This is a genomic window from Moraxella sp. CTOTU47724, assembly GCF_032014955.1.
In the GTDB taxonomy this organism is placed as follows: domain Bacteria; phylum Pseudomonadota; class Gammaproteobacteria; order Pseudomonadales; family Moraxellaceae; genus Faucicola; species Faucicola tetraodonis.
This window is the reverse complement of record NZ_DALZSV010000060.1, coordinates 1-12,094: the sequence shown is the minus strand read 5'-3', so window position 1 is coordinate 12,094 and position 12,094 is coordinate 1. Positions and strand designations below refer to the sequence as shown.

Genomic DNA, 12,094 nt, shown 5'->3' with positions numbered 1-12,094 from the left:
AAAACTCGACAAAATTCCTTACCGCCCTATTTTTTCCGTTTTCTGTACTGACCCCAATGTGTAACTTGTCGGCGACTGACTTTACTACGGCGGTTTTATCACCACTTAACATTGTAGTCGTGACCCCAAGCTGTTTTAAGGTATCAACGGCATGAGAAGCATCTGCTTTGATTTGGTCGGCAATGGTAAGAAAGCCCACATATTGCCCTGCATACGCCATAACGATGACAGTATCAATACTTTGAGCCACTTCGCTAGGATATTGAATATTAAATTTATCCAATAATTTTGCATTTCCTGCTAAAAAAGATTGCCCCTTGATACTAGCGGTTAAACCATACCCCGCAATCTCCTGCACATTGTCTAGGGCAATCGTGCTATCGACTTGCCCAACATACTCGTGGACTGCGGTAGCTATGGGATGCGTAGATTTGCTTTCTATAGCATTTAGATAGCCTAGCATCATATTTGGGTCAAAGGCTGGCTCAATGTTTACCTCTTGGACTTTGAACACCCCCTCAGTCATCGTTCCCGTTTTATCCATCACCACATTGTCAATGGTCGCTAGGGTATCTAAAAAATTACTGCCCTTAAATAAAATTCCATTACGGCTACCTGCCCCAATACCACCAAAATAGCCAAGCGGAATCGAAATCACCAAAGCACAAGGGCAAGATATGACTAAAAATACCAAAGCCCGATACAGCCAATTACTAAACACATAATCAGCCACAAAGAAATAGGGTACAAGGGTAATAGCAATCGCTAAGGCAACTACTATCGGGGTATAAATTTTGGCAAACTTACTGATAAAAAGCTCAGTCGGGGCTTTTTGGCGGGTCGCATCTTGCACTAAGGCTAAAATTTTAGACAGCTTGGAATCTTGATAAGCAGTCGTAACTCTAATTTGCACCACATTTTGTAAATTAATCATCCCTGCCAATACCACATCGCCTTGACGTTTGGTATCGGGTTTACTTTCCCCTGTCAAAGCCGAGGTATTAAATGAAGCGGTATCAGAAAGTAAGACCCCATCCAGTGCTAGCTTTTCACCTGCTTTTAGCTGAATAATTTGTTCGACACCCACGGATATAGCTTTAACAATGCTGGGTTGGTTATTTTCAATGATGGTGACCTCATCAGGACGTTGGTCAAGCAAAGCTTTGATATTTCCCTTTGCACGTTGTACTGCCATTGCTTGAAAGATTTCCCCTATAGTATAAAAAAGCATGACGGCAACACCCTCGGGGTATTCGCCAATGGCAAATGCCCCAATGGTCGCAATACCCATCAGAAAAAATTCTGAAAACCAATTGCCAGACTTGATACTTTCAAAAGCCTCTCTTAACACAGGAAAGCCCACAGGAATATAAGCAATGGCATATACAATAAAGCGTGGTATTTCCGTGAACCATACAGGTTTTATCACATGGTCAAGCACTAGCCCAATGGCTAATACCACAAAGGCAATTATCGCTGGTAAAAAAAGCTGAAACGTGGTTTTGTCACCTGTGTCATGCGACTGGTCATGCCCATCTTCATTACTGTGACCCTCATGGTTGCCATGGCTAGCGGTTATGATTTTTTCTTCCTCGTCGGTACAGCAACAATTTTTTGACATACGACACCTTTCTAATGGTTTTATTAAAGATTACCTGTTACTATAAACCCTGTAGTCACTACAGGGTCAAGTAATAATAATCCAAGTCATACGAAAAGGTCACTTATGTCTATATTTAAAATCAGCGAGTTAAGTAAAAAAACAGGGATTAATATCGAAACTATCCGTTACTATGAGAAAATTGGGGCGATAAATAAAGCCAGTCGAGGCGAAAATGCGTACCGCTATTTTAACCAGCATGCTATTGAACAATTAGAATTTATTAAAACCTGTCGTTCATTAGGTTTTACAATGCAAGAAATTAAGGCTTTTAATCAACTTAAGCAAAATCCCAACCAAAGCTGTGTGATAGCGGATAAGCTAGTTGCTAGCCATTTGGCACAGATTGAACAAAAAATACAGCAATTACAAACTATTCGAGCCTTATTACACACAATGAGCAATTGTCAACAAGATTCTGTCGATAAGTGCAAAGTAATTCATTCATTACAATTCGCACCCACTTTAATAGAAGAAGGAATTAAACTATCTACGACAGAGCTAGAGGCAATACGGTAGAGGTAACATATAATACTTGGGTATCTATATGTAGCTCATAATAGGACAGCTTACTGCCAATTCTTACTTAAGATTTCGGCTCAATCTTTTCCCCGTCTTCCTTGACAAAAGTTTGAGTTAAAGGCATATCAATCAAATCTAGCACCACCTCAGACGGACGGCACAGCTTGAGGGTCGGCTGGGATTCGTGTAAAATTCCGCAAAATAAGAAGTAAATAATTGTTTTTAAATTTTTTATTTAATATTTCTCTTTATCCACTGCACTACCCGAATTAGCTTTACGATGTAAATTTTGGGGTGAAATTTACTCCACCAATGCCTTGAAGTTCGTTTTGCTCATAAAATCGCGCAATTCACCTAAAATGGAGTCCTGCGCTTCCAACTTGGCATTTGCAGTTGCTAATTCTAGCTGAAGACCATGCACTTTAGCGCTGAATGATTCCATTTGATTTGTTGCTTCAACCAGTTGATCATTTTGATTTGCGATCATGATTTCTCTATCTACAAGTTGAACTTCCAACACTTTACTATGTTGCTCATTGGCTTGTAGTTGCTGAGCCAGTCGCTGATTCTTATGTAACTCATCGCTCAAGCCTCTTTGAGCATGGGATAAATCTGCGGCCAAACGCGTACTCTCTTGATTCAATTTGGTTGATTCATCTTGTTTGATGATGACTGTCTGCTGTACTTGACTCAGTTCTGCTTGTAATTGCTGTATCTGTAGCTCATGGCGTCGTTGATCTTGCTCTCGTTGCTCTTTAACGGATTGGCGGTAGTGTTCTAAAGCATCTCGTGCGTGCTGGTGTTTTTCTTCAAGTGACTGACGATGCGCCTCATTCTCGGCCAGACGATCATTCAAGTCGGCAACTTGTTGCGTTAACGTATGACGAGCTATCGTTTCCTTTTGTAGGGCAATATGCGTTTCGTGATGAGACGACTTTTCCTGAAGCAGAGTGCTTTCTGACAGCCGCACTCGATTACCCAATGCTTCAATTTCAGTATGTAAAGCTAATAATTGTTCAGCATGTTGTTGATCCTTTACGGTACTTTCAGCACGTATTTCATTGACTTGAACATTAGCCTCATCTTGCAATTGGCTAGAGAGTCTCGAAATGAGATTCTGTAAAGCCTCACTGATGTCAACTTTGTGTCTAGTGGCTCCGCCGTCCTCCTCTTCAAGCTCTTTCAAATACTTATGAATGGTCGTTTTTGACCCTGTATTGCCGAGTTCTACGCGCACCGCATCGACGGAGGGGTATTTACTTTGTGCCAGTAAAGACTCACGAGCCTTCTTAACTTCAGATTTATACAGTCCCGTGCGCGCCATAACAGCCCTCCCACTCTATAGTGTAATATATTACATACCACGTAATTACATACTAACAATTTCAATTAATCAAGTTATTTTTGGATGATAAATGACACAGGATAACTAGCCGTTATCCTGTGTTATGGCGTTTTATATAAATAAGATGGGAGTTTTTATAAGAAATATTACATGCTGCCAAAGACTTCTTTAATTTGTTGCTTGACCTACTGCCGACAAATGCCTAGCCAGTTTACGCCCCAATTCATATGCTTCTTGGACAGTCACTATTTCAACTCGTGGGTGCTCTAAAGCCCAGTCGTGAGCTACACGGCTGGAGGCAAAAAAATGTACATGACAGCAAAATGATAAACGAATATCAGTTTTATTCTGCGGAAGTATCAGTGATACCACGGCATCAGATGGAGTGATGTCCAACACCTCATCGGGTGTAACAGTAAGCAATATAGGCACGCTGGTGCTCGCACAACGTGAATGCACATAAGCGGTTTGATTAAGCAGCGGTGGAAAAATCAAGGTATCGAGTGCGCACCATGTGTATAGCCGTTGGCCATTAATTTCAACGGTGTGCATGGTTTCGCGTTGCGTGAGACCATACCCGACAATATCTCCCGTATTGTCATATTCGATACCAGGAATTTCTTTAAGTATCGACGCTAATTGCTCAAGGTCGCAATTTAAAGCCGTTGCCAGGATTGTGGGTGAAACTGATTGCCCTTTAATCAGTTCATGCAGCAATACACTAAATAGACTTGCTAAGTTTTTAGGCTGATTGGCTGGGATGAGACGATTGGCAATCTCTGTAACGTAGCGTGTGATATCCATAATTGTTCCCTTTACCCCGCGCAGCACGAAAGCTGCTTCACATCCTTGGAGAAAGTCTGCGCCGCGAGCTTCAGTCCCTCGACCATCGTCAGGTAGGGGAACAACTGGTCAGCCAATTCCTGAACGGTCATGCGGTTACGTATCGCAAGCGCTGCCGTTTGAATTAGTTCGCCCGCTTCAGGTGCCACAGCCTGTACGCCAATGAGTCGTCCGCTACCTTCTTCGATGACCAATTTGATGAAGCCGCGCGTGTCGAAGTTGGCGAGCGCACGCGGTACGTTATCCAGCGTAAGTAGGCGGCTGTCGGCCTCAATCCCGTCGTGATGCGCTTCCGCTTCGCTGTAGCCCACGGTAGCGACTTGTGGATCGGTGAACACCACCGCTGGCATAGCTGTTAGATTGATTGCAGCATCACCGCCTGTCATATTAATGGCCGCACGGGTGCCAGCGGCGGCGGCTACATAGACAAATTGTGGTTGATCCGTACAGTCGCCAGCGGCATAAATGTGTGTGGCACTGGTACGCATGCCTTTGTCGATGACGATAGCTCCTTGCGCGTTGACGGCAACACCTGCCATATCCAATGCCAAGCTGCGCGTGTTCGGTGTTCGGCCCGTGGCGACCAATAGCTTATCGGCACGTACTTCGCTGTGTCCCGTGGTAAGTACAAATTCACCATCCTGATGTACGACGTTGCTGGTTTGCGTGTGTTCCAGCACCGTGATCCCTTCGGCACGGAAGGCGGCGGTGATCGCTTCACCGATAGCGGGGTCTTCACGAAAGAACAGCGTACTGCGTGCCAGAATCGTGACTTGACTACCTAATCTGGCAAATGCCTGAGCCAGTTCCAGCGCGACTACAGACGAACCAATCACAGCCAAGCGTTTGGGAATGGTGTCACTGACCAAGGCTTCGGTGGAATTCCAGTACGGCGTGTCTTTCAAGCCAGCGATGAGCGGAATGGATGGACTGGCACCCGTGGCGATCAGGCAGCGATCGAATGCCACAACGCGCTCATCGCCGTCATTCAAGCGCACGATGAGACTTTGGCCATCCTTGAAACTGGCCACGCCGTGTAGCACGTTGATGGATGAATTACTTTCTAAAATACCCTCGTATTTGGCGTGACGTAGTTCATCAACACGAGTCTGCTGCTGGCTCAGAAGTTTACGGCGATCAATCACTGGTACAGTCGCGGCGATACCATCGTCGAACGAACTTTCGCGGCGCAAATGGGCGACATGGGCAGCACGAATCATGATCTTGGACGGTACGCAGCCGACATTGACGCAAGTGCCACCGATGATGCCGCGCTCAATCAGCGTGACCGTCGCGCCTTGTTCGACGGCCTTTAGCGCTGCCGCCATTGCAGCGCCGCCACTACCAATGACGGCGATATGTAGCTCTTCGTGCTTCTCTGTTGGCGCGGCATCTACGAGTGTGGTCTTGTAGCCGAGTCCTGCTACGGCAGCGATCAGTGCAGGCAGAGATGTGCTTGGCTCGGTTGCAAGTTGCGCCGTACCCTTGGCGTAGGACACATCCACTGACTGCACGCCTGCCACTTTATTCAAAGCTTCCTTGATATGCACTGCGCAAGATTCGCAGGTCATGCCTGTAATTCGCAATTGGGTCATGTGATTGCTCCTGTGGTTTTGATGGCAACGGTTAACTCCGCCGTTCGCAATTTATTCATAGATTGTAGTTATCAGGCTGCACCACCCAGTCAGACTGACGAATGTAATGACCTCGCCAGTCTGACAATCAGCAGCAAATCCCACCGACAATCAGAAGCGTTACAACACTGGCGATTGTAACGATGATGATGAGATCGGTTTTCTTCGAGATCAGCCATGCTTTCATGTTTATGCCCCCAAGCTGTTGCCTTTCCAGAGATTTCTACTGTTTGACAGTTGATGGATAGCCAGCGTCCTCGGTTGCCTTGGTTAGCTTCTGGATATTGGTCTTCGCATCATCGTAGCTAACGATGGCTTCGCGTTTCTCGAAGACGATGCCTACTTTGCTGACACCATCGACTTTGGTGAGCGCCTTCTTTACAGTGATTGGGCAGGCTGCACAGGTCATACCTGACACAGAGAGCGTGACGGTTTGAGTGGTTGCCAATGCAGGGGAAACAGCGGCTGCAAGAACCATAGAAACTAACAACTTTTTCATGATGAACTCCAGTCTAATAGAAAAATGGTACGACATAAGGAAAACCAAGTGCGATCAGTACCAGTACAGATACTCCCCAGAAAATGATCTTGTACGTGGTTCGTACCTGTGGGATCGCGCAGACTTCGTCTGGCTTGCAGGCTTGTACTGGTCGGAAAATTCGCCGCCAAGCGAAAAACATCGCCACCAGTGCCACGCCGATGAAAATCGGGCGGTACGGTTCCAATGCGGTTAAGTTCCCGATCCAAGCACCACTGAATCCCAATGCGACCAGAATCAGTGGACCTAAACAACAAGTAGATGCAAGGATCGCTGCCAATCCGCCAGCGAAAAGAGCACCGCGTCCATTTGGTGATTTAGACATAAGTTTCTCGTTTCAAATCTTGAGTGGATAGCGTAAGATTACCTCCGTAGTTATGTACGGAGTCAAGTGGTATGCGAGATATTTTGGAGAACTTAACCATAGGCTCTTTTGCCAAGGTAGCTAAGGTCAATGTGGAGACCATTCGGTTTTACCAACGCAAAGGCTTATTGCCTGAGCCAGATAAGCCTTACGGCAGTATTCGTCGATATGGTGAGGCTGATGTGGCGCGAGTGAGGTTTGTAAAATCAGCCCAACGATTAGGCTTTAGTCTGGATGAAATTGCTGAATTACTCAGATTGGACGATGGTACCCACTGCGATGAAGTTAGTCATCTGGCCGAACACAAGCTCCAAGACGTCCGTGAAAAAATGGCCGATCTAACGCGTATGGAAGCAGTGCTGTCTGAGCTTGTATGTGCCTGCCATGCACAGGGGGAAAACGTTTCATGCCCGCTAATTGCAGCACTCCATGGAGAGTAATATCTCTTTCAATCCTAGAATTTAGTAGTCGATAAATTAGCAAACCTTCAACGATTGCTAATAAGAATATCAGGTGAGTATCCGTGACTAAACTAGATCAATATGTTCATGCCGCGACACGTGATAATACTCGTCGCAGTTATCAATCTGCTATTCGGCACTTTGAAACTGAATGGGGTGGCTTTCTACCTGCAACTGCCGATGGTGTTGCACGATACTTAGTTGATCATGTGGGATTGTTGTCGATCAATACACTAAGGCAACGGCTGGCTGCATTAGCGCAGTGGCATCTTGATCAAGGCTTTCCTGATCCCACAAAAGCCCCTATTGTGCGCAAGGTATTTCGCGGCATTCAAACCCTTCATCCCGCACAAGAAAAGCGAGCAAAACCATTTCAAATTGAGCAATTAAGGCTGGTTATAAATTGGCTTGATCAATCTATTGAATCGGCTAGACTTACGGATAGCCATGGCGACGTATTACGACATACCCGCAATAAATCCATGCTCTTACTTGGATTTTGGCGTGGCTTCCGTGGTGATGAACTGACACGGTTGCACGTGGAACATGTTGAAATCGTCCCAAATGAAGGGATGATCTGTTTTTTTCCTCAAACCAAAGGAGATCGCCAACTTAAAGGTACTCGTTTTAAAGCACCTGCATTATCTCAATTATGCCCCGTTACAGCATATACCGACTGGATTGAAGTCAGTGGCTTAACAAGCGGTGCCGTGTTTCGCTCTGTGAACCAATGGGGACATATCGGCCAAAACCGCCTGCACGAAGATAGCCTTATTCCATTACTGCGTTCACTGTTTACAGAAGCAAAAATTGATTCGCCTATGCTTTATAGTGCTCATTCATTACGTCGTGGCTTTGCAAACTGGGCAACTTCCAATGGTTGGGATTTAAAAATGCTAATGGAATATGTAGGTTGGAAAAATATAAATTCAGCAATGCGTTATCTTGAAAGTGTCGATCCATTTGCGCAGCATCGTATTGAGTCAATGTTGACGCCTTCAGAGCAGTTGGTCACTCGATTATAGTCTTTGTATAAAACTTACCCAGATAAGAGGAAATAAAGCGTGACTAGCATTCATGAAACAGCTTATCCACGCTTTAAACAAGAATTGACCTCACGTGACCTACATGACATTTACACGCCAACAGCCGAAGAACTCAAATTTGTAAAAGGAATTACTCGTAGGGCACCAGCAAAGTTATATTTAATCATCTTACTCAAGACTGTACAGCGACTTGGATACTTTCCAATGCTCGCTGAAATACCGCCTGTCATCATAGCCTTTCTGAACAAAAAATTAGATTTACGAATAATCCCTATGCGTGATCTACTAGCCGAAGAAAAGTCCGATTTTCGTCAACGTTCCATGGAGGCAATTCGATCTTACTTAAACATTAAACCAATTTCCTCTGAAACATCAGCCGCCACAGAGCAAGCTGCGACTTTAGCGGCGCAAACCAAACAAGAATTGGCAGATATCATCAATGTTATTATTGAAGAGCTCATTCGACAACGTTTTGAACTTCCAGCCTTTAGTACACTAAATCGAAGCGCCCAGCGTATTCGTAATCAAGTCAATGAGCGCTATTTCCGAAGTTTGACGGATGCACTTTCTCCACAAATAATCGACCAGTTTGATACGATGCTCATCGTTGCACCAGACCAAACATTCAGCGGTTGGCAACAATTAAAACAAGAACCAAAGAAGCCTACGAATAGTGAGGTTCGACAATATCTAGACCATGTTGCTTGGTTGAAAACTTATTCAGTTGACCTCCCCGAAGTGACTCATATTCCTGTGGTTAAACGTAACCAATATATGCATGAAGCACGGGCACTGGAAGCTGGTGATTTAAGGAATACTCAGAAAAATAAACGTTATGCGCTGATGGTGATTTTATTTCATACACAGTTGAGTCGAGTGCTTGATGATGCGGTTGAGATGTTTGTGCGTAAGTTACGAAAACTGCATTCTGGTGCTGAAGAAAAACTCCAGCAATATTATTTAGAACATCAAAAACGGGCAGAAAAACTGGTCTCACAATTACGGGATGTATTAGAAGCTTTTCAAGAAGGTGAATCGGATCAAGAACGCGGTCAACGTGTTGCAGCGGCCATGCATAGTGAGCCAGCACTCCTCTTAGCTGAATGCGAAGAGCACATGGCATACGCTGGCAATAACTACCTACCATTTATGGTTGTACCCTATCAAAATCAGCGGCCATTTCTACTCAACTGTTTGAGTTTACTTGACCTGAAGTCAACGTCTGCGGATTTATCGTTAATTAATGCGATTCATTTTGTCCTTGCTCATCGACAAAGTCACAAACTATGGCTGCCACTTACAGGAACTGATATTAGTCTCAAATGGATTCCAGAGAAATGGCGAAAATTAGTGACAGGCCAACGATCTGGTGCGGTCGTAGAAGTAAACCGTAAGTATTTTGAGCTCTGTGTGCTAACCGAAACAATGCGGGAATTGCAATCTGGTGATCTTTATGTGTCAAATAGTGATCAATATAGCGATTACAGAGATCAATTAGTAGACTGGGAAACGTATCAAACTCAAGTCGCTGAATATGGTGAAATGCTAAATATTTCAACCGAACCAAAAGAATTTGTTGAGGGATTGAAAGTTTGGCTGTCTGATACTGCATCGCGCGTTGATCAAGGTTTTCCAAAAAATGAGCATGTTGACCTAAATGGTACCGAACTTATTTTGCGGAAACAACATTCTGATACAAAGCCCGCTGCGCTTGATTATGTAGACAAACAGTTTGCTTCTCGATTACCTGAGAAAAATATCCTCGATATTTTAGTAGAAGCAGAAGGCTGGTTGGATCTTCATGAACAATTTGGCCCACTCTCTGGATTTGAAGCAAAAATAGATGATCCCCGTAAGCGCTTTGTCACAACATTGTTTTGTTATGGCTGTAATTTAGGCCCAACTCAAACCGCTCGTTCAGTTAAAGGAATTAGCCGAAAACAAGTTGCTTGGCTTAACCTGCATCATATGACTGAGGAGCGTCTGGAAAAAGCGATTGTTCAAGTCATCAATGCGTACAATAAATTCTTGTTACCCAAATACTGGGGCACAGGGAAAAGTGCTTCCGCTGATGGCACAAAGTGGAATATGTATGAACAAAACCTGCTGTCTGAGTATCATATTCGCTATGGCGGATACGGTGGTATAGGCTACTACCATGTCTCAGATATGTATATTGCGTTATTCAGCCACTTCATTCCATGCGGTGTTTACGAGGCGATTTACATTCTTGATGGTTTGATTAAGAATGAATCCGATATTCAGCCAGACACCTTGCATGGCGACACACACGCACAAAGCGCACCTGTATTTGGATTGGCTTATCTACTGGGTATAAACTTAATGCCACGGATTCGTAATCTTAAAAAATTAGTGTTCTTCAAACCTGATCGTAGCGTGCGATATGAACATATCAACGGATTGTTTAGCGAAGCGGTTAATTGGGAGCTCATAGAAACTCATTTGCCAGATATGCTCAGAATTGCTTTATCAATCAAAGCTGGAAAAATTACCCCTTCAACCATATTGCGTCGCCTTGGAACAGCAAGCCGCAAAAATAAATTATATTTTGCCTTCCGCGAACTGGGAAGAGTGGTGCGAACTGAATTTTTACTGAAATATATCGGTGATGTTGAGTTGCGCAAAACCATCAATGCTGCAACCAACAAAAGTTAAGAATTTAATCAGTTTATAAAATGGCTGTTTTTTGGTAATCAGGGTGTAATTGCCGAGAATGTACGCCATGAGCAACGCAAAGTTGTTAAATACAATCAGTTGGTTGCTAATTTAGCTATCTTACATAACGTTGAAGCAATGACGGGAGCATTGAAAAAAATGCAGGAAGAGGGCGTTCCGATCAATGAAGTATAATACTCCCCGAAAACTAGACCAAAAATTCGTAGCAAATAAGATAGAATAGCCCTTAAGAAAAGAGGTCTATCTAATGACAAAAGTTCGTAAACGTCACAATGCTGAATTTAAAAGCAAAGTTGCCATTGAAGCCATCAAAGAGCACAAGACAATCAACGAATTAACCGCAGAATATGGCGTGCATGCAACCCAAATCAGCAACTGGAAAAAGCAAGCCTTGGCTGTTATACCCAGTGCCTTTAACACCAAACAGCATGACAACGAACAAGCCCAGCAAGCCATCATCGATGAACTGCATCGGCAACTGGGGCAAGTCATTAGTGAACGAGACTGGCTTAAAAAAAAGTCCTCACAGCTCACTTAGAGTCTCGTAAACAACTGCTAGAGCCTGACAATAAAGATTTCAGTACCCGTAAGCAATGTGAACTACTGGGTATTAACCGCTCAAGCCTGTACTATCAGCCAATGCCCATCAGTGAGCTTGGTGTTACCTTGATGAACCTGCTTGACGAGCAATATACCAGAACCCCATTTTACGGGGTTAAACGCATGACAGCATATGTGAGACAATTAGGCTATAATGTCAATCACAAGCGAGTACGCAGACTATTACGGCAAATGGGACTCGATGCCATCTACCAGCATCCTAACACAAGTAAACCTAATCCTGAGCATCAAGTTTATCCCTATTTGCTTAGGAATGTGCCCATTATCCGCTGTAATCAGGTATGGAGTACGGACATCACTTACATCCCCCTGTCTAAAGGGTTTGTGTATTTGATGGCGGTGATTGATTGGTACAGCCGTTAC

General features: G+C 44.2%; 9 protein-coding genes and 2 pseudogenes. 5 read left to right on the top strand and 6 right to left on the bottom strand.

Features of this window, described 5'->3' with window-relative positions:
• The coding region (locus RTR63_RS10125) for a heavy metal translocating P-type ATPase (RefSeq protein WP_312524056.1) at positions 1–1,621 on the bottom strand (1,621 nt) is incomplete at its 3' end.
• A gap of 105 nt (positions 1,622–1,726) precedes the next feature.
• On the opposite strand from RTR63_RS10125, the gene RTR63_RS10120 reads away from it, so the two are divergent.
• Complete coding sequence (locus RTR63_RS10120; protein ID WP_036594787.1) at positions 1,727–2,179, top strand: MerR family transcriptional regulator; 453 nt, start codon at positions 1,727–1,729, stop codon at positions 2,177–2,179.
• A 304-nt stretch (positions 2,180–2,483) separates the two neighbouring features.
• Here RTR63_RS10120 and RTR63_RS10115 read toward each other — a convergent pair whose 3' ends face one another.
• The 5 genes from RTR63_RS10115 to merT all read right to left on the bottom strand — a co-directional run bounded on the left by RTR63_RS10115 (position 2,484) and on the right by merT (position 6,867).
• Positions 2,484–3,506, bottom strand: coding sequence for a DNA-binding protein (locus RTR63_RS10115; RefSeq protein WP_312524054.1), 1,023 nt, complete (start codon positions 3,504–3,506; stop codon positions 2,484–2,486).
• A gap of 189 nt (positions 3,507–3,695) precedes the next feature.
• Positions 3,696–4,331, bottom strand: coding sequence for an organomercurial lyase MerB (gene merB / locus RTR63_RS10110; protein WP_007116054.1), 636 nt, complete (start codon positions 4,329–4,331; stop codon positions 3,696–3,698).
• An 11-nt stretch (positions 4,332–4,342) separates the two neighbouring features.
• Positions 4,343–5,965 carry a mercury(II) reductase gene (gene merA / locus RTR63_RS10105; RefSeq protein WP_007116055.1) on the bottom strand — a complete coding sequence of 541 codons (1,623 nt, stop codon included), beginning with the start codon at positions 5,963–5,965 and terminating at the stop codon, positions 4,343–4,345.
• A 262-nt stretch (positions 5,966–6,227) separates the two neighbouring features.
• On the bottom strand, positions 6,228–6,503 hold the full coding sequence (merP, locus tag RTR63_RS10100) for a mercury resistance system periplasmic binding protein MerP (RefSeq protein WP_040403538.1): 276 nt from the start codon (positions 6,501–6,503) through the stop codon (positions 6,228–6,230).
• 13 nt (positions 6,504–6,516) lie between these two features.
• Positions 6,517–6,867, bottom strand: coding sequence for a mercuric ion transporter MerT (merT, locus tag RTR63_RS10095; protein WP_040403539.1), 351 nt, complete (start codon positions 6,865–6,867; stop codon positions 6,517–6,519).
• A 71-nt stretch (positions 6,868–6,938) separates the two neighbouring features.
• Between merT and merR the strand changes: the two genes are divergently transcribed.
• The 4 genes and pseudogenes from merR to RTR63_RS10075 all read left to right on the top strand — a co-directional run.
• Positions 6,939–7,346 (top strand): Hg(II)-responsive transcriptional regulator, encoded by a 408-nt coding sequence (gene merR, locus RTR63_RS10090; protein ID WP_007116058.1) that lies wholly within the window; start codon positions 6,939–6,941, stop codon positions 7,344–7,346.
• A gap of 83 nt (positions 7,347–7,429) precedes the next feature.
• Positions 7,430–8,392, top strand: a complete 963-nt coding sequence (locus RTR63_RS10085; protein WP_312524051.1) for a site-specific integrase — start codon at positions 7,430–7,432, stop codon at positions 8,390–8,392.
• A 39-nt stretch (positions 8,393–8,431) separates the two neighbouring features.
• Positions 8,432–11,275: pseudogene (locus RTR63_RS10080) on the top strand (Tn3 family transposase); the annotation flags it as partial.
• 82 nt (positions 11,276–11,357) lie between these two features.
• A pseudogene (locus RTR63_RS10075) lies at positions 11,358–12,094 on the top strand (IS3 family transposase); the annotation flags it as partial.

What these genes read in the sequence shown, in the direction of transcription:
- RTR63_RS10120 (WP_036594787.1), top strand. Translation starts at nt 1,727, where the DNA reads ATGTCTATATTTAAAATCAGCGAGTTAAGTAAAAAAACAGGGATTAAT.
- RTR63_RS10115 (WP_312524054.1), bottom strand. Translation starts at nt 3,506, where the DNA reads ATGGCGCGCACGGGACTGTATAAATCTGAAGTTAAGAAGGCTCGTGAG.
- merB (WP_007116054.1), bottom strand. Translation starts at nt 4,331, where the DNA reads ATGGATATCACACGCTACGTTACAGAGATTGCCAATCGTCTCATCCCA.
- merA (WP_007116055.1), bottom strand. Translation starts at nt 5,965, where the DNA reads ATGACCCAATTGCGAATTACAGGCATGACCTGCGAATCTTGCGCAGTG.
- merP (WP_040403538.1), bottom strand. Translation starts at nt 6,503, where the DNA reads ATGAAAAAGTTGTTAGTTTCTATGGTTCTTGCAGCCGCTGTTTCCCCT.
- merT (WP_040403539.1), bottom strand. Translation starts at nt 6,867, where the DNA reads ATGTCTAAATCACCAAATGGACGCGGTGCTCTTTTCGCTGGCGGATTG.
- merR (WP_007116058.1), top strand. Translation starts at nt 6,939, where the DNA reads ATGCGAGATATTTTGGAGAACTTAACCATAGGCTCTTTTGCCAAGGTA.